Genomic DNA, 23,803 nt, shown 5'->3' with positions numbered 1-23,803 from the left:
GTGGTTGAAATAAAAGAAAAACACAAACTATAAATATTTAAGAAAATGGAAAAGCGCTTGTATAGAATCAAAAATAGCAAAATGTTGGGTGGTGTAGCTGCCGGTTTTGCCGAATATTTTAATATAGATGTAACATTGGTTAGGGTTTTATTCGTGATAGCATTCTTTGCTCCGATTCCGGCCATTATTCCTTACATCATTTTATGGATAATTATGCCAACAAAAGAGTCAATCATTCAAAATGAGACTATCATCATAAACCCATAAGGGTACCAAAATGAGCAGACTTGTAATGGCGTAGATTACTCAATCATATTAACGGGGCAAGTAAAAGCCTTGCCCCAAAACATGCAAAACAATGGAAAAGAGACTATATAGAATCAGACATAACCAAACCTTGGGAGGTGTTGCGCAGGGTTTAGCAGAATATTTTAATATTGATGTAACACTTATTCGTGTGATTTTCGTATTATTATTTTTCACTCCGTTTCCGTCAACACTTACATATATTATTTTATGGGTTGTATTGCCAGTTAAGGATTCTTACGGCTACGCCCAGGTAAATACAAACGAAACTATTAATTCTGAAACCTCAAACTTTACAACTATGAGCAGTCGCAATCAAAACAACAATTTGGTTGGAGGAGCAGTCCTCATCATTCTAGGTATCATTTTCTCTTTCAAAACTTTCTTTCATATTAACCTGTGGAGATACATTGGCCAGATGTGGCCGCTAATTCTGGTTGGTTTAGGTGTTTGGTTAATTGTGAGAGACCGCAAAGACGATGATTTTCCGAATTATCCTAAAAACGATATAGATACAAATCTTTAATAACCCCCACTTCCCTACCCTTTCTCGTTGAGGCTTACCAATACATGGGAAAGGGTTTTTATTACCCAAACAAACAGCTTGAGTAATAAAAGGGAATCCTAAACTCTTAAAACAATGGAAAAAAGAAGTAGTAATATTTTCTGGGGGGCTGTACTTATCGTAATTGGCTTCCTGTTTTTAGGCACAAACCTTGATTGGTTCGATTTAAACTGGTCGTTTGGTGGTATTGCCCGTTTCTGGCCACTTCTCTTAATTGTGGCAGGTGTATTTGCCTTCCTGAATCGCCGACGCTCAATTTACAATGCCACTTCTGCTTTATTAATTGCCTTCGCAATTCCGCTTGGTATATTTACCTGTGTTGATGATGGCGTAAACGATTGGAAAGAAGACTGGCATGTTAATTTCGATGACGATGACGACGATGATTATGATAACAATAACAACGGCCGTCGCTCTTATGATTCTGATAGTTCAAGCGATGATGGTTATAAAAACTACTTTACTGTACCAATCGGCACCGATATAACAGAAGCCAAACTGAAAATTGGTGGTGGTGCTGCCGAGTTTGATTTAGAAGAATCGACAAGTAATTTGTTTGAAGCCTCAACTCACTTACAATACAGAGGTGGTTATACGCTTACCGAAGACCAACAAGGTAACTTAAAAACCATCGAGTTTGAGCAAAAAGGTAAAAAAGGCAAAGGAATGAATTTCCATTTTGATAGCGATAAAAACTTTGATAACGATGTAGTAATTAAACTCAACAAAACGCCTGTGTGGGACATTGACATGAGTGTAGGTGCTGGAGAAGTTGACTTTGATTTTAGCGATTATAAAGTAAAAAGCCTTAAATTGAACTCAGGCGCAGCCGATTTAGATGTGAAACTTGGCGATAAAATAGATAATGTTGATGTTGACATTAACTCAGGCGTAACAAGTGTAAAAATCAGTGTTCCTGAGGGTGTTGGATGCCAGATAAAAATGGATGGCGCACTAAACGCAAAAGACCTTGATGGTTTTGAAAAAGTAAGAAGCGGCTTATGGCAAACACCGGGCTACGACAACGCCAGCAAAAAAATCAATATTGATACCGATGCAGGTTTATCGTCAATCAAAGTTGTACGTTATTAAGATTATTTAATACAGCTTTATATAACTAAATAGGCACACAGGTTTTGAAACCTGTGTGCTTTTATTTTACCTTTGTATCAAAAACTATCCTGCATGAAAAGATACGCTCTGCTCATTTTATTTGCCCTTATTTCTGTTTTTTCTAGTGCTCAAACGCTCTCGCCGTATGCCAATGTAAGTTTACTGACTATTGCTCCCGGCGATGCGCTTTATTCTACTTTCGGGCACAGTGCCATCAGGATAAACGACCCTATGATGGGCCTTGATATTGTATATAATTACGGGGCATTTGAATCATATACCGAAGGCTTCTATCTTAAATTCTTGAGAGGCACATTGCCTTATAAAATTAGTGCCGATTATTTTGATAACGAAATTTATGGATGGAGCTACGAGAAACGCCTTGTAGGTGAGCAGATACTCAATTTATCGCAAAAACAAAAGCAAGCATTGTATGCTTTTCTGATAAAAAATCATTTGCCCGAAAACAGGTATTACGCCTATAAATTCTTTTATGATAATTGCTCAAGCCGCCTGAGAGATGTAGTAAAAACCATTGCAGGCGATAGTCTGGTTTTCCCGGCCAAGTTACATGCAGATAGCAGCTATCGCCAATGGATAGATGTTTATGCCCGCAAAAACAACAAATTATGGGCTGATTTCGGAATGGATTTAGCCATCGGCCAACCTTCTGACCTTAAAACAGGTGCTAGTGGTGCCATGTTTTTACCCGATAATCTGAGAGATGCTTTTGATAATGCCAAAATAAAACGCAATGGTGTGTGGCAACCCTTGGTATCTCAAAAAAGAGACCTCAATCCAGAGGTGCTAAATGATGTAATAAAAGAAAAAGAACCCATAACACCCAATATGCTATTCTGGCCTCTTTTGGTGCTGACAGGTGCGCTAACTTATTTTCAGTTGAAGCGCAATAATACAAATTTCGTATTCGATAAAATACTATTTAGTATAACAGGTATTGTGGGTTGGGTAATTGTTTTGTTGTGGTTCTTTACCAATCATGGTGTTACCGAATACAACCTTAATATTATCTGGGCTTATCCTTTGTTATTCCCGATTGCACTCTTCCTGAAAAAGGATACTACCCGCCATTGGTTAGCTAAGCATTTTCTGGCTTATGGCATCATTCAGCTATTGTTGTTAGTAAGCTGGGCTTTTTTGCCGCAAGAAATTAACTATTCGCTTATTCCGGTTGTATTGATGCTAGCCATGCGAGCATTCTTTGTATGGTGGAGATTAAGAATGAAACTTCGTTCGTTTTGATATGCAATAAACCCAGTCCTTATAAAAGCAAAAAGCCAAATCAATAAAGACTTGGCTTTTTGCTTTTTTTATGGTCGATTAGAATCACTTCTTCTCAGGCAATAAAACGAATTTAGCAAAATTATCTCCACAAAATTGGTTGGCGGCTTTTTTCACGCCTTCAACACTTATTTTATCAATCATTTCTTTGCTGTATTTGTTAATATAATTCAGGTCTTCACCATCAAAATATTGGTCTGATAAATACGAATTCCAAAAGCTGTTTTCTTTTACCTGCAACTCAACCGAGCGTTTTTCTTCGGCTTTTACTTTCTCAATATCAACTGCCTCTGGGCCATTGGTTTTTATTTTCTGAATTTCATCCATTGCAATTTTAGCCAGTTTTTCAGCATTGGCTGGCGAACAACCAAAGGCAATTGTGAGGTTGTAAGTTGGTGTAGGTAGCTTATTGTACGATGCACTGATACTTGGTGAGTACACACCTGCGGCTTCTTCACGTAGTTTTTCTGTGAGTTTAATATCCAGCACTTCAGCCAATGCATCAAGCATTACTCTTTCTTCGTCGCTATAATTAAACGTTCCATTGAATTGCAGATTAACCGATGCTTTGTCTTCCAAACCTTTGTAAACAGTCTTTTCAACCTTGCCTTTTACTTTATCAATATGCAAATCTTTGTAGCTTTCTATTCGTTTGGTTGATGGCAAACTACCGATGTATTTCTCGAGCAAAGGTTTTATTTTCTCTACTTCAAAATTACCAACAAATACAAAAGTAAAATCACTTAAATCGCTGAAACGGTCTTTGTAGATTTCAAAGGCACGGTCAAGATTTACTCTGTCAATATCTTCGGGTTTAACAGGCAAACGGCGGAAGTTTTTCTGATACAATACCGTTGAAATCGTATCGTTAAATACTTTTTCAGGTGTTAGTGTTTTCTGTGAGTTAGCAATCAGTTCTTTCTGATTCTTCAAAAAACTCTTTACTACTTCGTCGTCTCTGCGAGGTTGTACTACATAGGCGTACATCAATTGTAGTGCCGTTTCTAAATCGTTTGGCGTAGTATTGCCCGAAATACCTTCATTAAGCTCATCGATATAAGTAAATACATTTACTACTTTTCCTGCCAGAAACTTGTCAAGCTGGGTATCTGATAGTTTAGCAACCCCACCTTGCGAAACCGCAGTTGTAGCCAGTTCGGCCGAATAATAATCAGCATCGCTGTATAATGAGGTTCCACCTTTGCTCACACCCGAAAACAAAATCTGGTCGTTCTTGAAATTCGTTGGTTTCAAAGCTACTTTAATACCATTACCAAAAACAAGTTCAGTAACACCAATTTCGTCTATTTTCTTTTCTGAAACCACCTTCGTTCCGGTCGGAATCTGCTCAAGAAGTGCCGAAGCAACGGTTTCGTCTTCATACGGTTTTAAGTCAGGATTTTTGGTATTGATTAACTCCAGTATTCTGGCATCAGTCGGTAGTTTTTCCTGGTCTTTCTCTGAGCCAATTACCAATCCTACACGGTTATCTTCTTTTATCACTTTGGCAGCAATGGCGTTTACATCGGCCAAAGTAATACCTTCGAGATGTTTTTTCACGAAATCATATCTGAAATCGGCGTCGGTATAAGGCGTGCCATGTAGGTAATTCTGAATCATGCCATTTACAAAAGCTGCCGATTTGGTTTTGTCTTTTTCTTTGTAGTTTTTCTCGGCACCTGCCATGTAATCTTTCTTGGCTCTTTCAAGTTCGCCTTTTGTAAAGCCAAAACGTTTAATACGCTCTTGTTCATCTAATACAGCTTTTATGGCAGTTTCAAGTCCATCAGCGTTTTTTGGTATTGCTACTATCTGAAATGCATCAAGCTTTGCCAGAAAAGGGCTGAAACCCATTATAGCAAAAACAAAAGGTGCGTTTGGCTTTTTAGCGATTTCCTGCAAGCGAGTAGAAATCATCTGGTTAAATAAATTCTCGGAGATGTCAGTCTTGTAATCGGCCAATGTTCTGCTTTTCTCCTGCGGCAATTTGGTAATTAACTGAAAACTTGACTGCGGCATCTCTTTATCAACTATCAATGCTGTTTGTGTACCTTTTGCAGGTGGCACATCATAAGTTATGCGTTTAGGGCCTTTTTTGTTTTCAGGAATATTACTGAATTTTTCTTTAATTAAAGCCTCAACTTTAGCAGGGTCAAAATCACCTACGGCTACTACCGCTATTAAATCAGGGCGATACCAGTCTTTGTAGAATTTAACAATTTGCTCTGGCTTAAAGGTCGTCAGTACATCAACCTTGCCAATAGGAATGCGCTCGGCATATCTTGAATTATTCAATAAAAGCGGTAGTAGTTTTTGCTGTACACGGCCTTGTGCATTTTTCAACCTTGCTCTTTCTTCTTCTAATACAATACCCCTTTCGTTGTTAATCTCGGTAGTATCTAAAGTAGCTGCATACGACCAATCGGCCAGAATCTGAAATGCTCTTTCGAACAACTTGGCCGAATCGGTTGGTACTTGCAATTGATAAATAGTTTCGTCGAAGCCCGTAACGGCATTTAGGTCGGCGCCGAATTTCATTCCTGATTTTTGCAAAAAATCAACCAAATGATTTTTAGGAAATTCTTTTGTACCGTTGAAATTCATGTGCTCCATGAAGTGCGCAAGCCCTAGCTGTTTTTCAGTTTCGAGTATCGACCCGGCATTTACCACCAAACGAATCTCCATACGGTTTTTAGGCTCTTCATTCTTGAGTATGTAATATTTCAAACCATTTTTGAGTGTTCCGGTTTTTACGGCAGGGTTATTCGGAATTGGCGAGTTCAGGTTCTGTGCAAATGCATGTGCAGTTACAAGCAAAAACAACAGCAGGTTTTGAATCTTTTTCATAAAGTAGATTAATTAAAAATTCGGTTTTAGTTAATTGTTATCTTAAAACTCTGAGCAAAAACGATAATCAATGTTTGCTTAGTTTTTTTGCAAGACTACTATTTTTTATTTGCTCTACAAAATCTTTTAGCTTATTCGGGTAATCTTATCACTGATATAAAATGTAAATATTTTGCTGTTTGGGCATTAACGTTTGCAGGAGATAGTTTTATTGGAGTGAAGGTGTTTTAATTTATGTATGAGCATTCGTTACAATAGGGATTACCTAAATTAATAGACTATTTATTCAGATTTAAAGTGATAAATACTAGTAAAAAACGCCTAATTTGGTAGAGACAGAGTAGTGCACTGTCTTTACATGAACGATGAGGAAATTTGTTATTTCTATTGTATTTCTTTAAATATTACCCCCTATTTCATATTTTAATTACACCTTACAAACTTTTAATCTGGCATTAGCGTTTTTCTTTATAAACCTCTTTACCCTATTTTACATTACTAATTCTTACAACACCTTTTTATGTCTGGCAGAACTATTCTTAGTCGTTTGTTTTCTTATTTTATTCGTGGATTACTTTTCGTAGCACCTCTGGGCTTTACTTTCTTTATCTTACTCGGTGCTTTTGATTTTGTTGATAACATTATTCGCATCAGGATTCCGACCGAAGACCCTAACAGAGATTTATTTATTCCTGGTTTGGGTTCTGCTATTATCATTGGCGGTACAATGCTTATTGGCTTCGTATTTTCGGTTTTACTGCCACAAACCCTGCAGAATATCATCGAGAATGCAATCAGCCATTTACCTTTGGTACGGATTTTTTATTTTGCATTCAAAGATTTAATTTCGGCCTTTGTTGGTGACAAACGCAAGTTTAACCAAGGAGCAATTGTGCTAATGAACAAAGATGCACAGGTTTATAAAATTGGGTTTATTACACAAAATGATTTGAGTAGTATTGGCGTTAGTGATTTAGTTGCGGTGTATTTTCCACATAGTTATGCCTTTTCGGGCAATCTGGTGTTGGTACCAAGAGAAAATGTACAAATGCTCGACTTACCAAGTGCCGATATTATGAAACTGATTGTTTCGGGTGGGGTTTCGGTGAATGAAAAATTCTAGAAATCATAAGATTCTAATCAAAAGCATTATAAAACAGCGGCGAGAATGCATCGCTAATAAAACAAACCTCATGACTCATTTAAAACATTGCTTACTACTTTTGATTTTTTGCCTGCCTTTTGCTGGTTTTGCTCAGGATATACACCAGAGAGAAGCACCATCGGTAGAAGAACTGCTGTATAAACAAGACCCTTCCAGAGCACGGAGTATGTTCAGAAAAGATAAATACCTGGTGCTTGAAAAAGTGCGGAGCGGCAAACGAACCAAATTCTACAAAGGTGATATGTTCAGGTTTAAAACCAAAGATGGCAATGTGTATGAAGATAATCTCTACGATATTACCGACTCAACGTTTGTGATTACTTCATTAAACGAAGTGATGAATAGATACGAATATGTAGAAGTAAAGATTAGTGATGTGAGCCGTATCTATAAACGTGGTAAAAGACCTATTCGTTTTGGGATAGCTAATTTCTCGCCTTTTGCATATGTATTGATAGAATGGGCTGCATGGAATGTGAATCCGATAACTAATCCGAAATTGATATTGGCAGCAGGCTTAACGGCGGCTTCTCCCTTATTTACGGTATTGCAGAACTCTACACGAAGTAAGCGCCTTACAGAGAATTACAGGCTGAGAGTGTTTCAGAGTTTTTAAGCGCTGATTTTCACTCTCACACCCAATATTTTTATTTATAAAGCCAAACTTAAGCAGTTGCTAGATCTGCCTGCCAGCTTTTGATAGTTTCAGTCATGGCTTCAAACTCAATCAAAAAGCCATCGTGCCCATATAAAGATTCAATTAAAGCGTATCTTGCTCCGGGTATATGTTTACCGATAAACTCCTGTTCTTCTGGTGGAAACAGTACATCAGACGAAATACCAATTACCAGCGTTTTAGATTTGATGGTCTCGAGCACTTCTTCTACTTTGCCTCTCCCCCGCCCTACATCGTGCGAATCGAACATCTTTGAGAGTGTCCAGTACGAAAATGCATTGAAGCGTTTACCGAGTTTCTCGCCCTGATAATTCTGATAGGTATTGGCCCTGAAAAAATCTACCTGCCCTGCGTCTCTCGATTGCGTGCGGTTATAAGTAGCATAATTACGGTACGATAAAAGTGCTATCGACCGAGCTACTTTCATGCCATCAGCACCGGCTTTCGGGCTGAGCTCTTTCCAGGTTGGGTCGGCAGCAATAGCCATTCTCTGAGACTCATTGAAGGCAATGCCCCAAGGTGAATGAATGGCATTTGTCGAAAAGAGAATAAGGTTTTCAATCAAATCGGGTTGTAAAATAGCCCACTCTAAAGCCTGTTGCCCACCTAGTGAGCCACCCAGCAGCGTATTAATTTTATAGATACCTAGGTGCTGGCGTAGCAAATCTAGCGAACGCACAACATCACGGATAGTAATAAAGGGGAATTCGTGGTAATAAGGCTCGCCCGTAATAGGGTTTTTGCTAAGTGCATTGGTAGAGCCATAATGAGAGCCGATAATATTGGCACAAATAATAAAATGTTCGCTCGGATTATAAAGACGTTTTTCGCCGATAAGGCCATTCCACCAGTCTGTTGGGTTAGCGTTTCCTGTAAATGCATGACAAACCCATATCACATTATCCATTGCGGCATTCAGCTTTCCAAAAGTTGTATAAGCAAGCTGAAACTCAGGCAGCCACTGGCCTGATTCTAATTTAAATGGTTCGTCGTAGCGAAATATCTGTTGGTTTTCCATTGTAAAAGAGTAAATACAAAATCTTCAGTCTAATTTCTGATACACAGCAAATCAGCGTGCATCAAAACGCTTACCCTTCGGTAATACGGCAAACAAAACCAATTTTTAACACGATTTGTCTATGATTGGTTTATAAGTCCGAATGGTGTTAACCCTTTCGGTAGGTTTTGGCACCTTATCGCAAGTAGCGGGACAGGTTGCCCGAGATTCATAGAGCCTATTCTCTCCTCTCGTCTGTATAAATCAATCCATTTAGCTACGGGAAAGTATCTTTTTGAATTGATGATGCAAATATGGAACTTGAATCTGTAGAAAACAAGATTTTGGGTCTTTTTTATTAACGCTGCTGAAAGTACTCGTTAATATCTTTGATACCGCTTGGCAGGTATTTCATACCTACGTATATACCATTTAAGTGTAGTATTTCTATCAGGTCTCTTGCGCCTGCTTGCCCGGCGGTATCGTTATCGAACCAAATCCAGACATTAAATTTCTTGAAATGCTTTATCCATTCTTTCTTGAAGGTCTTGGCACTACCAAGGCTTACGGCTATCATGCCCTGCTTCACGAGTGTCATGCAATCGAATGCACCTTCGGTAATATACACCTCTACATTGCCTCGTTGGTTTTTAAGCGAATCGATATTGAAAATAGTACGGGGAATGCCCGTCAAGAACTGGTATTTGTTTGTACCTTCGGGAGGGTCGCCGATGGTTCTGCCTTGCAGATAGGTAATTCGCCCGTTCTGATAATATGGAATAATGATAGGATGCTTAAAAAACACCAGATTACCTCGCTCGTTCATGATTCCACTCGCTATCAGCTCTGGCGTGCTGTATTTTTCTTTGAGGTAATCATTAGCCAAGCCGTAATTCTTAATTACAAAAAGCCTGAAATGGCGGATTGTCCAGTCGTCAATGCCTCTTCCTCGCAGGTATTCAGCCGCTTTGCGTGTCGATTCTGTTGCAGGCAGGTTTAAGCAAAACTGCTGAAAATCTTCATAAATACGGCTGAACTGCTCCTGAAATACAAAAGGCTTTTCCTCAACCGGCTTTTGTGTGTAGATACTCTTTACATCAATCTTTCGGGTTTTGTTTGAGCCATGCCCATCATAACCCGGTATGTATCTGTTGCCAAGTTCTTCGAGCGCAGTTTTAAAATCTATCTTGCATACATCGGCATACAAATTAATTACATCACCACGCTTGCCACACCCAAAACAATGAAACTCATTTTGTGGTGGCGGATAAAACACCAACGATGGCGTATCTTCTACATGAAACGGGCACAGCATTCGTCGGGTTTGAATCAATTCAAACCCGAGGTCTCGGGCTACCTGCCTGATGTCTATTTCTTTCACCCGCTGTAACAGGTCATTCATATTATCTCTATTCCGAATGTAAGTTTTGGCTTAGAATAATCTTTTATTTCCGATGAATTACAGTTGGCGCCGACTGTGCACCTGCATACAATACAATATCTGCAATAGTAACTCTTGGTGGCGTATTTACGGCATAGAGAATTGCATCGGCTACGTCTTCAGGTTGTAGAGGCTCAAAGCCCTCATATACTTTTGCCGCACGTTTTTCGTCTCCTTTAAAACGAACCAATGAGAACTCGGTTTCTACTGCTCCCGGCGCAATATTGGTTATTTTAATGCCGTGTTGCGTCAAGTCTAGTCTCATACCCTCGCTTAGTGCTTCAACGGCTGCTTTTGATGCGCAATAAACTGCACCATTGGCATAAGTGTATTTTCCGGCTACCGAGCTCAGGTTTACAATATGTCCTTTCGCACGCTCTACCATTCCCGGAATTATCGACTTCGATACATAAAGTAGCCCTTGTACGTTGCTATCAATCATTGTATCCCAATCGTCAACGTCTCCATCCTGAATGGCCGACAAACCATGTGCATTACCCGCATTGTTAACCAGAATATCTATGCTTTTCCATTCGTCGGTTAAGGAGTTAATGGCATTAGTTACCTCTACTTTGTTGCTTACATCAAATTTCAAGGTCGTAACCTGTACTTTTTTTGATAGATGCTCTTGCAGGCTATCGAGGCGCTCTTGTCTGCGGCCACATAAAATTAAATTAATACCATTGTTGGCAAAAGCTGTAGCTGTAGCTTTGCCAATACCCGAACTTGCGCCTGTGATAAGTGCTATGCGTGACATAATTTATTTAAGTTTATGTGAATGATTGATTGTTGATTATTTGAGTATAAGCGAACTATTAGGATTAAAGAAATAAGCATTCCTAAAAAAATTGTATTTTACGTAGAGCCGTATTGCAATACGGCTCAGAGGTATATCTAACTTCTTAAACCAATTACGGGCAAAATACTAAAAAATCGAGCCAATTTGTAAAAAAAACAGGTTCTACGACAGGAGACGTATTGCAATACGTCTCTACAAGATTTGTGTTTTTTCTAGTATTTCGCAAAATATTTAAATCCTAATCACTCGGTGAAAATCAATAATCATTATCTATATTTTTCTCGTCAGTTACGCTGAATAAGGTTGTTGCAGGGCGAGAAAGCTCTACTGCATTTTTTTCTAATATATTCAGAATAGCCACGTTTACCTCTTCTCTGATACTCTTACTAAGCCAGTAGTCAGGCGTTGCAGCCATAAATACTACTAGTATATTGATTGAGTATTCGCCGATGGTGTCTAGTTTTACATGTGGCCCTGTACTGATTGACTCATGGTTATCGAGCACCGTCTGAACTTCGTCTATCACCTTTTTTATCTGCTGAATAGATGTTTCTAGTTTTAAACGGATAAAAAATTTGTGCCTGCGCTCCATGCGCTCCGAAATATTGTTGAGCGATTGCGAAACCAATACCTGATTGGGCACAACTACCAAGCTACCGTCAACATTGCGGATACGTGTGCTTCTGAAACCCACCTTTTCTATTTTACCAACCGTTGTGCCTAGCTCTATGTCGTCGCCTACAATAAAAGGTTGTTCTGTAAAAAGCGTAAAAGATGCAAAAAGGTTTTCGAGTGTGGCTCGTGCAGCCAAAGCTAAAGCAACCCCACCAATACCCAGACCAGTAATAAGGCTGACAACATCTTGCTTGAATACAAAGCCTAACGTAAGAAAAAACGACACAAAGGCTATAATTACAATAATAATATCACGGAAAAAAGGTACAAGCTGCCGTTCTTTGTTCGATTCTGTTTCGTCGGCTCGTTTCAGATATACCAAGGCAAAAAAGCGAATCAGCCTGATAATAAGCCATGTGATACCCACCACGAAAAGCATATCGAGCGTGCGGTCGATGAAATCGGCGACACGCATTTTGCCTAGTGGGATGATACGCCATTTACGTGGAAAAATTATTTCGTTGAGTGCTGCATAAATAATAAATAAGGCAAGCAGAAACTCAAGGGGGCTGCGCAGAAGATTTACAAAGTCGGCAAGAGGCACACCTTTGGTCTCTTTCTTCATTAATCGGTAAACAATTTTGCTGACAATTACCGAAATGATACGCTTAAATAAAAAACCAACAATAAGTATCCCGAGAAACCAGAGCCAGTCTTCTACAGTATTATATAAGAAATTAGTATTAAGAAATTTATCCATTCAAAACAAATTTGGGAGCCTTTTGGCAAGGCCCTATACAAAACTGATACTATCGTTTGTAACAAAATCAATTACTCTTCTTTCAACCCATGTTTCGTTGGTGTCGGGTAGCATAAAGCCCACGTGTCCACCAAAATCAAGCAATTGCAGAAGCAAGTGTTTGTTATGTTCGGCCTCGCCGAGGTCAAGGCATTCGGGCGATAGAAAAGGGTCGTTCTTTGCCTGTATTATTAAGGTAGGTTTATTGATATTTTTAAGGTAAGGCTTTGCACCTGCTTTTCGGTAAAAATCATGTGCGTTTTCAAAACCATACATTTTGGCTGTATAGCGGTTATCAAACTCTTCAAAGTTTTTTATAAGCTCATAGCCATCATGATTAAGCAAAGGATTACCCGGATGCTGTGTAGCTTTTAGCCTTATTTTTTTACCTAGCTTGTCAATAAAGCGTTTCATGTAGAAACGTCGGCCCGGCTTGTATAACTCATATACAGAGGTGAACAAATCAAGCGGTACCGATACCGCAATACCACATTTTACTGCCTCAGGTAGTCTTTGCGGCTCATCTCCCATCAATCGTAAAGTCATACTGCCACCCATGCTAAAGCCCACCAGAATCACCTCTTCGTATTGGTATTTTTTGATGGCGTATTCTACCACAAAACGAATATCGTCAACATCGCCATGATGATAAAACCTTGGCAGGCGATTCATCTCTCCGCTGCAACTGCGGCAGTTCCAGCCCAGGCCATCGTAACCATTATCGTTAAACTTCTTTATCATTCCCGTTACATAGTGGCGGGTTGAGTCTCCTTCAAGGCCATGTGTAACAATAAGCAGTTTTTTAGCAGGCTTATCGGCTGCAAACGACCAGTCTAAATCCAGAAAATCGGTATCGTCGAGCTCTACTCGCTCACGTTTGTAATTAACCGGAATTTTGCGAAACAGACTCGGGTAAATGGTTTGAATATGTGCATTAAACTGCCATCTGGGAGGACGGTAATCGGTATTGACTGGTAAAACTGGCATAAGCTAACAGAATGAATTATTTTGTTGGGCAATGCCGGTTAAAAACCGACAGAACCTATTGTATATATAACAGCATTTTTATCAAATCCATTTCTTTTGTTTAAAGAAAAATAAGAATGAAAGTGATGAACAAACCATAAGAGCGATGGCTATCCAGAACCCAAAGGGGTGGTCTAATGAGGGGATAACCTGATAATTCATACCAAAGATACCTGCAATAAGCGTTGGGGGCAGAAAAATGATGGTTACAACCGTAAATATCTTTATGATTTCGTTCTGCTCAAGATTAATAAGACCCATAAAGGTATCTTGCAAATACTCTAAACGCTCAAAGTTGAATGTGGTGTATTCGAGCAGGGAATTAATATCTTTTAATACAATACGCAGGCGTTCTTTGCGGTCTTCGGGGAAATACGAGCTGCGGAGAATCTGCGACAATACCCTTTGTTTATCGATGATACTTTCACGAATCAACATGGTATTTTCTTGCAAATCGTTGATTTTAAGGAGTGATGCCTGTTTAGGTTTCTTTTCACGGCTTAGAGCACGGCTCATGGTTTTTACGTCTTTGGTCATAGCCTCAAGCAAATCAGCATCTGACTCAATACGGGTTTCGAGCAGTAGCAGCAGAATATCTACGCCATCTTTAAACACCTCTTCTCCTATCTTGATTTTTTTGACCGTATCGGCAAAACTCCGTGAATCTCCCTGACGGTAAGTAAACAGCACATTATCCCGAATCATGAAAGACACCGGATAGAACTGATAGCCCTCGCTATCACTTTTCAGGAAGTTTGAGTTGGCATTGATGGTGTTGTTTTGCTCAAAATAACGGGCACTGCTTTCAATCTCTACAATCTCTTGGGGTGTCTGAAAACTAATGTCGCACTTGGCTTCAATCCATTCTTCTTCATCTGCTGATGCCGACTGTAAATCGACCCACATCAGGTTTCTGAGATGCCCAATTTCACGTACATCTGTTTCTTTCTTGACTTGCTTGCCTTCTTTATAAAAAACACGTACCATAAGTCAATGTGGTTTGTAGAGTGTGTTTATGCTAAACCTACTCTTAGCCTAAAATCAGTTTTTCTATCACTTCCGGAAAATGCTTGTGCTCAAGCACTTGCACTTTGGCGGCAATATCTTCTGGCGAATCGCCTTCTTCAATGTCGCATTTTGCCTGAAATATCACTTCACCTTCGTCGTAATGCTCGTTCACATAATGGATTGTGATGCCCGACTCAGTGTCTTTGTTGGCGTGCACGGCTTCATGCACAAAATGCCCCCACATACCCTTGCCACCATATTTAGGCAACAGCGCAGGGTGAATATTGATAATTTTGTTGGGATACGCTTTAACGAGATTTGCCGGAATTAACCATAAAAAACCTGCAAGAATAACCCAGTCGATTTCTTGTTTTTTGAGTATTTCAACAATCTTATCAGTTTTAGCAAATGATTTCTTATCAAATATAATAGTCGGAACACCGAGCCTGCGGCCTCGCTCTATGATGCCTGCCTGTGGGTTGTTGGTGAATAATAAATCTACCTGCACCAATTCATTGTCTTGAAAATAATTAATGATTTTTTCGGCATTACTCCCCGACCCCGAAGCAAAAATGGCAATTCGTTTCATCTTTCTAATAATAATTTCTGGCATAAGATGCCACTTATTCAACATATTTAACCCATCGGCAAAAGCAAATGAGCAACACGGCTTACAGACTGCGAATCACGGAATTTTTTTTTAAAGATTTAAATTTTTAGCAGATAAAAAGCCATCCGGTTGATAAGTTTATGATAATTTATAAACCCTAAACCCTCGAACTACTCGAACCATTCGAACACTGTTAGAGAAGTTCGAGCAGTTCGATTTGGGTTTGTAATAAATAAATTATATAAATAGTAAAGTTCAGAGACTCGAACTACTCGAACTATTCGAACACTGTTCTAGAAGTTCGAGCGGTTCGAATTGGGTATTTAATAATTATTATATATAGTTCTTTATTTCATTCTTAGAACTCAACAAAAAGCCCATTGAAATTGCATTTTTCGTAGAGCCGTATTGCAATACGGCTCCTGTCGTAGAATTTGTTTTCAACTGTAAATTGACGTAAAACCTCGGAAACATCTAGAATTTTGCATACATTTCGCTCAAAAAGTTAGGTAAGCCCTTGAGCCGTATTGCAATACGGCTCTACGAGAACTATATTTTTTATAAATATTTAATATTTCAATTCTATACAAATAAATATAGTATAATAGATAGAATATCTACTTTGATATATCGAACCGCTCGAACCATTCGAACACTGTTAGAGAAGTTCGAATGGTTCGAATGGGGTTTGTAATAATTATTGTAAATGCGAATAAGGGGTTAAAAATTCATACAAAGGCACAGGCAATCAACAATGATAGTATTTGCAGACATAGTAGTAAAGGGAGTATAGCTTTTTCTTATTGGCAGTTTTTCTGTGATTAATTTACAGTAACAGACGAGATTTTTTCAGAAAAGAGTCGAGCATAGCTGTGTTTTCGTATTCAAGTTCTATTATCTGTCTGATTGCTTTTTTCTTGTTTCGTGCCTGCTCATAATAGGCTTTACAAATAGTATAACCTATATAATAGCCTAAATCAGCATCTCCTTCTTTTTTATACCCACCATTATATAACCAATCGGCAGTATTTTTTTCGTGCATCTCACCCTTAAATTTGTCCCATAATTCCTTCTCGTGGACTTTGCCGTATGCCATATAAGGCCTATCGATATTTTGCTTCAAAAGTAGTTCGGCAATAAATTCACAACTACCCTCAGCCAGGCAAAGTCCTAATAAATTGGTATTACGCTTCCCGCCTAAATCACCTCCTTTTTGCTGCGTATGTGTAAGTTCATGGGCAACAATTGAAAACGCTCCTTTATTAGAACTTATAAAACTTTGTACTAAAGGATGGAGTCCTTCAGTATTTACTGTGCTGTCGGCAGCGGCTATTTCTGTGCCAATTAAGACCTGTTTCTGAGTAGTTGTACCTCCGGTTTCAATATAGCCCATCACAAAGTAGATTTCAGGCGGGGCAAAGTTTTTATATATTTTTTTGTATTGCTTAAAAAGCTGGCGAATCTGTGGCAGGTTATTATTTACCCCTAGTGTTTTATGGCGCACCGTTTGCCAGAATGTCGGGTGCTTCGCTATAGTTTCTACAAATCTGTGAGGTGTCCAGGCTCTTAGTTTAATAAATTCGGATAATCCGGGTGTGGCTTTCTCGAAATAATGTCTTCTGATAATTTGCTCATGTCTATTAACGTCTGTTTCAGCTTTTAAGCTATCAAATGCTATCCAGAAGTTGTTTACATCAGTGGTTTCTACAACAACACTTTGTCCGAAGGCAGTTGCACAGTGCAATAGCAAGGAAGATATAAAAAGAATTGCTTTCATATCTATGAGATGCACTATCGTCAATAAAGGTTACACCTGACAATCATTGTTATTGAGCAGAAACCCAAAATTTGTAGTATCATCAAGAACACCTTTTAAATATTCAAAGTAGAATCTTTACCCGATAAAACAAAAAGCCTCTTCCTTGATACATAAGAAAGAGGCAATGTATAAATATAATTGATATTACAGTTTCCCTTTATAAAGTTCGTCTTGCCATTTTTTGAGTTCGTCCCATTTTCCATCACGTGCTAGGGCTGCTTGGTCGGCCCAGGTTGTAGGGTCATGAATCTGGAATCGGCTACCGGCTTTATCCAATATCTCTTTCATTCGGCTGGCTGGCGTATCGGCCAACTGTGCAAAGGTATAAATACCCGCTTTATTGAACAATTCTTCAATTTTTGGCCCAATGCCTTCTACAATCTTGAGGTCGTCTTTTGCGGTAGGTGCCACAGGCGTTGGTGCAACAGCAATTCCGGCTACTACACCTGCAGCGGCAGTAGTGGTGCTTGTATCAACGGCTACCGAAATGCGTGTTTTGCGGCAAGCATCCAACTCACTTTCCAGATATTTTATTCTATCGTGCAGCTCTGCCTTGTGGGTCTCGAGGGCTTTTATTTTATTATTCATAAACCACCAAAGCAAAAACGCCAACAACAACAAAGGTAAAAGCCAGAAAAGAAATATATCCCAAGGGAAATTATCGAATAAACATTGTAGATTTTCCATTATATAAATATCATTAAATAGTAAGACATTAGTTTTGGTTCGGCTGGCACCAAGGCTTTATTTTTTGAGCCTGATAGTTGCCCGGCGGTTTTTGGCTTTGCCTTCGTTGGTATCGTTAGAGGCAATTGGTTCTTTTTCTCCCTTCCCCTCGGTGCTCATCTGATTTGCCTTGATACCCTCGGTAACAAGTAAACTTTTTACCTTATCGGCACGCACTTCTGACAACGTCTGATTTTTTTCGTCTGGCCCATCGTTATCGGTGTGGCCAGTAATCAACAATTGTTTTTCAGGATATTTGGCCAAGTACCTTTTAGCTGTTACAAGAAAAGTATCAACAGCGGCTGTATGTAAAATTCCTGACTGCCCCGATACAAAATACACATCAAGCGGCGTGAAAAGAATCTGCTCTTCAACCGTAAGTTGAACTGTATCAACAACTGCTGGTGGGGTAATTGTGGTGCTATCTGTTACAGGGTGCGTATCAAGCGACACGGCAGTACCGCTAAAACAATAGGGTCGGCGATTGCAATTCCAGAACCAACTATATGCCAGAGACCATAACAGAATCAATACTAAAATCAAGAATCTGTTCATTTCAGTTTTTGGGTTTAAAGATATATGCTAATCAATAGATTTGGGACAGGAAATGTAACAAAAAGTAACTTAATGACCATAATGTATATATGTTTTCTTTATAAATTTAACAGAAAATGAATGTTTGCTTAAAAATTTGGCCACCTGCCGCACAGAGATAATAAAATAATTTCTGAAAATCGACCAAAAAGATTAATTTTGGGCTAACCAAAGAACCTCATTTTTATTTAACTTAATGGAATCAATTAAAGTTTTTGCTCCTGCTACTGTTGCCAATGTTGCCTGTGGTTTCGATATTTTCGGTTTTGCTGTAGATGCTCCCGGCGACGAGGTTATCTTAACAAAACGTAACGACAAGCAGATTGTAATTACAAAGATAAGCGGTGACGAAGGAAAACTCACCCTTGATGCCAGTAAAAATGCGGTTTCGGTTCCGATAATAGCCTATCTTAAAAAGAATGGCATAGAGCAAGGCTTTGATATAGAGCTTCATAAGAAAATGCCACTTGGCAGTGGTTTGGGTAGTAGCTCGGCCAGCTCGGTTGCAGGGGTATTTGCAGCCAACGAAATGTTGGGTAAACCTGTAAGCACACAAGCCCTGTTACCTTTCTCGATGGAAGGCGAACGTATAGCCTGTGGGTCGGCACATGCCGATAACGTTGCTCCGGCACTAATGGGTGGTTTTGTGGTTATCAGAAGTTATAATCCGCTTGATATCTTTAATGTACCTACCCCTTCCGAATTATTTGTTACGATTGTTCACCCTGATATTGAGGTAAACACAAAAGATGCCCGCTATATATTACGCAACGAGGTATCTATGAAAAACACCATTGCACAAATGGGGAATGTGGCAGGTATGATAGCCGGCCTGATGCAGTCTGATTATGATTTGATTGCACGCTCGATGGTTGACTTTATTATTGAGCCCGTAAGAGCTATTCTGATTCCTGAGTTCTGGGAGGTAAAACATGCGGCCCTTGAAGCAGGTGCGTTGGGGTGTAGTATATCAGGTGCAGGGCCATCTGTATTTGCATTCAGCAGAGGCCGTGAAACTGCCGAAAAAGTAGCCTTTGCTATGAAATCGGCCTTCGAAAAAGCCTCTATTCACTGTAATGCCTATGTTTCGGGTGTGAATAGCCAAGGGCCAAAAGTAATCGGCTAAAAATCTTTTTAGGGTTTTGAACTTTATTGGGGCAGTGATTCGTTATCAGTACGTCAGGTGTTGAAATATAATTTATTTATTTGTCAGAATGCGTTTCTGCTTCAAATTCTGAAATATTTGAAAAAAAAATATTTCAGTAAATATATTGACAAATCAAAATAAACGTTATATAATTGCATTCAAATCCGAGTAAAACTTCAATAGGCTTTCTGTATTAAGAAATTACCTTCTTTGAACTCAGTCTAATTGTTTCTGAAATTACAATCCATAAAAATTGCTTGCTAATTTCTTATCCCGGGATATTTCCTAAAAATGTAAATTTAGTATAAGGTATAATTAAACAAGCTCCAGTTAAAGTAAAATACTTATAACCAATAGTTTTCGCATACTGCTTGTAATTTGCTTCAACTGTTCACAAACTTATAATGTCCTTTTCTTTTTTTCAGCATCGATAATAACCGCTAACCGTCGTATAAAAACGTACTCGTTAATTCTCACGTATGTATACATCAGAAGAACTGAATCTGAAACTTCTATCAGAGTTAAGAAAAATTTGTATTGAACTGGGCGTAAAAGACGTCCGCAATGCCTCAAAAAATGAGCTCATTGAAAAGATTTTGGAGCATCAAGCCAATAAATCAACTTTTAATATGCCAAAAGAAGTAGGCGACGTATCGTCGAATACAGAATTTGAAGTACCATTATTTAATAATAGTAATAAAGCCCCTAAAAACCGTACAAGATTGCCAAAACAGGGAGATACCAAACCAGCAGAGACAAGTGCACTTTCAAAAGAACCAATAAAAAAGGTTGGTGGCAAAAAACCTTTTGATAAACCTGCTACACAAGATACTTTTGAAGAACTTCCTCAAGCTCCATCAAACGACACTCTTCCTTCTGATACTGACATTCTTCATGACCCGGATTTAGAACCTCTATTAAATTTAGAAGAAGCCGAAGACTTTGACCTGTCGCAGATTGATGCCGAAATGAGCGAATATGAAGGCCTGACAGACGATATAGTGCCGGATATTGCCGAACCAAAAGAAGATAAAAGATTTGTAGACGACTACACCAAGGTTATCAAAAAGCAATTCAATAACCTGATTAAGGAATTTGATGGCTTGATTGAAAACGAAGGTGTGCTTGAAATAATGCAAGAGGGTGGCTATGGTTTTCTTCGTTCAGCCGACTATAACTATCTGGCCAGCCCCGACGATATTTATGTATCGCCGTCACAAATAAAATTGTTTGGTCTTAAAACGGGAGATACCGTAAAAGGCGCCATTCGCCCACCAAAAGAAGGTGAGAAATATTTTGCTCTACTAAAAGTGCTTTCGGTAAATGGTAAAACCACAGAAGAAATCCGTGACCGTATCCCGTTTGAATACCTTACGCCTTTATTCCCTGAAGAACACATCAAACTAAGCAGTAAGCCTGATATTTACTCAACACGTGTATTAGACCTGTTTGCGCCAATCGGTAAAGGGCAACGTGGTATGATTGTGGCACAGCCAAAAACAGGTAAAACTGTATTGCTGAAAGAAATTGCCAATGCCATTACCCGTAATCATCCTGAAATCTACTTGATTATCTTGTTGATTGACGAGCGCCCGGAAGAGGTAACTGATATGCAACGCAGCGTAAGAGCAGAGGTGATTTCGTCGACATTTGATGAAACCGCCGACCGCCACGTAAAAGTATCAAACTTAGTGCTTGAAAAAGCCAAACGTCTGGTAGAATGTGGGCACGATGTGGTTATTCTTCTTGACTCTATCACGCGTCTGGCTCGTGCTTACAATACTGTTATCCCGTCGTCAGGTAAAATCCTTTCGGGTGGTGTTGATGCCAATGCTTTGCACAAACCTAAGCGCTTCTTTGGTGCTGCCCGTAATGTTGAAAATGGTGGCTCGCTTACCATTATTGCAACAGCACTGATTGACACAGGTTCAAAAATGGACGAGGTAATTTTTGAAGAGTTTAAAGGTACAGGTAACATGGAGTTACAGCTTGACCGTAAACTATCTAACAAACGTGTGTATCCGGCTATTGATATTCTGGCTTCGGGTACTCGTCGTGAAGACTTGTTGATGGATAAAGATACACTTCAGAAAGTATGGTTGCTACGTAAGTACATGGCTGATATGAACCCAATGGAAACAATGGAGTTTTTGTTAGACAAAATGAAAGGTACTCGTACCAACGAAGAATTCTTATTGACAATGAACCGATAAAATCAGGAGCCGTGTGCGTTGGTTTCTTAAAAATCAACACACACGGTTTTCAGGCGTTTTTAATGATTTTCTTAGATCGAATAACATCGTCCTGATTTACTATCACAAAATATATACCTTCCGGAAGCCCTGCCAGATCAAAATCGTGCAGGGCTTTTGTATGTACTTCTTCCTGCAGAATTTTCCCGGCCAGGTTAGATAACTGGTAATGTGTTTCTAAACCGGGTGGCACTTTTACATACACTTTTTCGTCGGGTTCGTTATAAAATATTACTAGTTCGTCTTTTCTCATTTTTCTGTTGGTTTAAAAGTACTTCTCTACTCTGGTAGAGGTAAACAGGTAGTATTCGCCTGCTTTGAGCTTTATTCTCTTATTTTTTTCGGAGATATGCCATGTTGTTTCATTAAAAAAATCATACCACTCTCCTGCTTCAAGGTTACTTTTCACCTCTACCTCTTTCAGATTAAAGTTGGCCATAATTCTGACACATAGTTCACGATGATTAATATTAATTTTCTTAACAAGGCTCTCTGATACCTCAATAAACTCACCCTCTCTAAAGGCAACAATATTTTTTCTCAAATGAATCATTTGTGCATAAACTTCAAACAGAGCTTGTCGCTCGGTGTCTTTCAGGTAGTCCCATTTAATAGGCTTTATACCAGTGCGGCTGTTATAATCAATAGAAATATCATAGCCAAACTCACCAAACTGCCAGAACATTTTTGGGCCAGGGTAGGCAAAAAATAATACGGCAGCAGCCCTTGCTCTTGCCAAGGCTATTGATACATCTTTCAGTTTTTGTTTGGCATCATAAATCAGCCTTTCTTCGTCGTGGCTTTCCATGTAGCCTATTAGGTGTGGGTGTTGCCAGCCTCTGGTTTTATGGCTAAGCCATGAGATACTGTCATTTTTACCCTTTAACAGATTTCTGAATTGATGATTCAGATGCCCCCAAAGCAAAAATCCATAATCGGCCAACTCGGTTTCTTCATCATTAGCCGCCAGATGCTCTAGTATAAGGTAGCAGTTTTGGTTATACTGCCTGATTTTGTCATAAAGGCGTTTCAACAGTTTTACCCGACTGGCATCATAGCTTGACCACTTCAATACATCGGGATACGACTGCACCTGTGTAAAGCCTTTGGTTAAATCAAATCTGAAACCGTCTATCTTATATTCGTTAAGCCAGAAGCTACATACATCGTCAAAAAAGGTTTGCGTATAAATACTCTCATGATTGAAATCAAAAAAGACAGAATAAGGGTGCGTAGCCTTTTCGTTAAAGAAAGGATGCTCGCCATCGCTGCTCTTGTGTTCTTTATAGGCTTTGTAGTAAGAAAATTTCTTATCGGCGTGGTTGAATACCACATCAAGTATCACGGCAATGCCGTTTTCGTGGCATTTATCAATCAGGTATTTTAAATCGTCTTTTGTGCCATAAGCCTTGTCGGCCGCAAAGTAGAAAGTCGGGTTATAACCCCATGAGTCGTTGGCTGTAAATTCTTGTACAGGCAGCAGTTCAATGGCGTTAATACCTAGTTTCTTAAAGTATGGAATAAAACTGACAATATCACGGTACTTACGTGACTCCACAAAATCTCTGATGAGAAGCTCATAAATAACTAGTTCTTCTTTAGCTGGGGCTATGAAATGCCGGCATTGCCATTCGTAAGGCACTTGTGCAGTTTGCAAAACAGACACACTACCTTTGAACGGATTTCCGGCAGGATATTTCCGTAGATTAGGATAGGTATTTTCAGAAATCTGAGAATCAAACTGTGGATCGAGAATCTTTTCCGTATAAGGGTCGGCAACGGCTATTTTCTTGTCAATCAAAAATTGGTAGGCATATTCTCTTTTTGGCTCAAGATACTCAATTATGATACTAAAAGTTTCGCCGTCGGCTTCTTTCTGCATTTCATAATCGGCCAATACCTGCCAGTTGTTAAACTCGCCTACTAGGTGCACTGTTTTTTTATAAGGAGCTTTAAACCTGAGTTTTACGCTATTGTGGTTTAAATATTCAATCAT

General features: G+C 39.1%; 21 protein-coding genes and 1 riboswitch. Of the genes, 8 read left to right on the top strand and 13 right to left on the bottom strand.

All coding sequences use genetic code 11. The features are described from left to right. Positions 1–45: 45 nt before the first annotated feature. The 4 genes from WAE64_RS09555 to WAE64_RS09540 all read left to right on the top strand — a co-directional run bounded on the left by WAE64_RS09555 (position 46) and on the right by WAE64_RS09540 (position 3,247). Complete coding sequence (locus WAE64_RS09555) at positions 46–267, top strand: PspC domain-containing protein (protein WP_340236135.1); 222 nt, start codon at positions 46–48, stop codon at positions 265–267. A gap of 91 nt (positions 268–358) precedes the next feature. Further along, positions 359–832, top strand: coding sequence for a PspC domain-containing protein (locus WAE64_RS09550; protein WP_340236134.1), 474 nt, complete (start codon positions 359–361; stop codon positions 830–832). 114 nt (positions 833–946) lie between these two features. After that, the gene (locus WAE64_RS09545) at positions 947–1,963 is read left to right on the top strand and encodes a LiaI-LiaF-like domain-containing protein (protein WP_340236133.1); all 1,017 of its coding nucleotides are present in this window, start codon (positions 947–949) and stop codon (positions 1,961–1,963) included. Positions 1,964–2,056: 93 nt separating this feature from the next. Next, the gene (locus WAE64_RS09540) at positions 2,057–3,247 is read left to right on the top strand and encodes a lipoprotein N-acyltransferase Lnb domain-containing protein (protein ID WP_340236132.1); all 1,191 of its coding nucleotides are present in this window, start codon (positions 2,057–2,059) and stop codon (positions 3,245–3,247) included. A gap of 84 nt (positions 3,248–3,331) precedes the next feature. Here WAE64_RS09540 and WAE64_RS09535 read toward each other — a convergent pair whose 3' ends face one another. Further along, entirely contained in the window at positions 3,332–6,133 is a 2,802-nt protein-coding gene (locus WAE64_RS09535) for a M16 family metallopeptidase (RefSeq protein ID WP_340236131.1), read from the bottom strand. A gap of 520 nt (positions 6,134–6,653) precedes the next feature. On the opposite strand from WAE64_RS09535, the gene WAE64_RS09530 reads away from it, so the two are divergent. After that, positions 6,654–7,256, top strand: a complete 603-nt coding sequence (locus WAE64_RS09530) for a DUF502 domain-containing protein (RefSeq protein ID WP_340236130.1) — start codon at positions 6,654–6,656, stop codon at positions 7,254–7,256. Positions 7,257–7,326: 70 nt separating this feature from the next. Then, on the top strand, positions 7,327–7,914 hold the full coding sequence (locus tag WAE64_RS09525; protein ID WP_340236129.1) for a hypothetical protein: 588 nt from the start codon (positions 7,327–7,329) through the stop codon (positions 7,912–7,914). A 49-nt stretch (positions 7,915–7,963) separates the two neighbouring features. Here the strand turns inward: WAE64_RS09525 and WAE64_RS09520 are convergent, their stop codons facing one another. From WAE64_RS09520 to WAE64_RS09475, 10 genes are all read right to left on the bottom strand, one after another. Further along, entirely contained in the window at positions 7,964–8,992 is a 1,029-nt protein-coding gene (locus tag WAE64_RS09520; RefSeq protein ID WP_340236128.1) for a homoserine O-acetyltransferase family protein, read from the bottom strand. A 127-nt stretch (positions 8,993–9,119) separates the two neighbouring features. Next, a riboswitch (SAM riboswitch) is annotated at positions 9,120–9,237 on the bottom strand. Positions 9,238–9,329: 92 nt separating this feature from the next. Continuing rightward, positions 9,330–10,373 (bottom strand): CHC2 zinc finger domain-containing protein, encoded by a 1,044-nt coding sequence (locus tag WAE64_RS09515; protein ID WP_340236127.1) that lies wholly within the window; start codon positions 10,371–10,373, stop codon positions 9,330–9,332. A 43-nt stretch (positions 10,374–10,416) separates the two neighbouring features. Continuing rightward, positions 10,417–11,169 carry an SDR family NAD(P)-dependent oxidoreductase gene (locus tag WAE64_RS09510; protein WP_340236126.1) on the bottom strand — a complete coding sequence of 251 codons (753 nt, stop codon included), beginning with the start codon at positions 11,167–11,169 and terminating at the stop codon, positions 10,417–10,419. Between the two features lie 298 nt (positions 11,170–11,467). Then, positions 11,468–12,586 carry a mechanosensitive ion channel family protein gene (locus WAE64_RS09505; RefSeq protein WP_340236125.1) on the bottom strand — a complete coding sequence of 373 codons (1,119 nt, stop codon included), beginning with the start codon at positions 12,584–12,586 and terminating at the stop codon, positions 11,468–11,470. A gap of 33 nt (positions 12,587–12,619) precedes the next feature. Beyond that, entirely contained in the window at positions 12,620–13,612 is a 993-nt protein-coding gene (locus tag WAE64_RS09500) for a YheT family hydrolase (RefSeq protein ID WP_340236124.1), read from the bottom strand. Positions 13,613–13,693: 81 nt separating this feature from the next. Then, a complete protein-coding gene (corA, locus tag WAE64_RS09495) occupies positions 13,694–14,638 on the bottom strand; it encodes a magnesium/cobalt transporter CorA (protein ID WP_340236123.1) in 945 nt (314 codons plus the stop codon). Positions 14,639–14,681: 43 nt separating this feature from the next. Next, a complete protein-coding gene (gene purN, locus WAE64_RS09490; protein ID WP_340236122.1) occupies positions 14,682–15,248 on the bottom strand; it encodes a phosphoribosylglycinamide formyltransferase in 567 nt (188 codons plus the stop codon). A gap of 847 nt (positions 15,249–16,095) precedes the next feature. Beyond that, a complete protein-coding gene (locus tag WAE64_RS09485; RefSeq protein ID WP_340236121.1) occupies positions 16,096–17,046 on the bottom strand; it encodes a gliding motility protein GldB-related protein in 951 nt (316 codons plus the stop codon). Positions 17,047–17,232: 186 nt separating this feature from the next. Then, on the bottom strand, positions 17,233–17,775 hold the full coding sequence (locus WAE64_RS09480; protein WP_340236120.1) for a hypothetical protein: 543 nt from the start codon (positions 17,773–17,775) through the stop codon (positions 17,233–17,235). Between the two features lie 57 nt (positions 17,776–17,832). After that, on the bottom strand, positions 17,833–18,369 hold the full coding sequence (locus WAE64_RS09475) for an OmpA family protein (protein ID WP_340236119.1): 537 nt from the start codon (positions 18,367–18,369) through the stop codon (positions 17,833–17,835). Between the two features lie 235 nt (positions 18,370–18,604). Here WAE64_RS09475 and WAE64_RS09470 point away from each other — a divergent pair, with 235 nt between their 5' ends. Together WAE64_RS09470 and rho are read left to right on the top strand one after the other, a co-directional pair. Continuing rightward, the gene (locus WAE64_RS09470; protein ID WP_340236118.1) at positions 18,605–19,534 is read left to right on the top strand and encodes a homoserine kinase; all 930 of its coding nucleotides are present in this window, start codon (positions 18,605–18,607) and stop codon (positions 19,532–19,534) included. Positions 19,535–20,034: 500 nt separating this feature from the next. Then, complete coding sequence (rho, locus tag WAE64_RS09465; RefSeq protein WP_340236117.1) at positions 20,035–21,768, top strand: transcription termination factor Rho; 1,734 nt, start codon at positions 20,035–20,037, stop codon at positions 21,766–21,768. A 49-nt stretch (positions 21,769–21,817) separates the two neighbouring features. On the opposite strand, the gene WAE64_RS09460 is transcribed toward rho, so the two are convergent. Together WAE64_RS09460 and WAE64_RS09455 are read right to left on the bottom strand one after the other, a co-directional pair. After that, positions 21,818–22,060 (bottom strand): T9SS type A sorting domain-containing protein, encoded by a 243-nt coding sequence (locus WAE64_RS09460; RefSeq protein ID WP_340236116.1) that lies wholly within the window; start codon positions 22,058–22,060, stop codon positions 21,818–21,820. A 12-nt stretch (positions 22,061–22,072) separates the two neighbouring features. Continuing rightward, positions 22,073–23,803, bottom strand: coding sequence for an alpha-amylase family glycosyl hydrolase (locus WAE64_RS09455; RefSeq protein WP_340236115.1), 1,731 nt, complete (start codon positions 23,801–23,803; stop codon positions 22,073–22,075).

It is taken from the genome of Emticicia soli (assembly GCF_037860775.1).
GTDB classification, from domain to species: Bacteria; Bacteroidota; Bacteroidia; order Cytophagales; family Spirosomataceae; genus Emticicia; species Emticicia soli.
The sequence above is the reverse complement of the archived record's forward strand: the minus strand, read 5'-3'. Positions and strand labels throughout refer to the sequence as shown.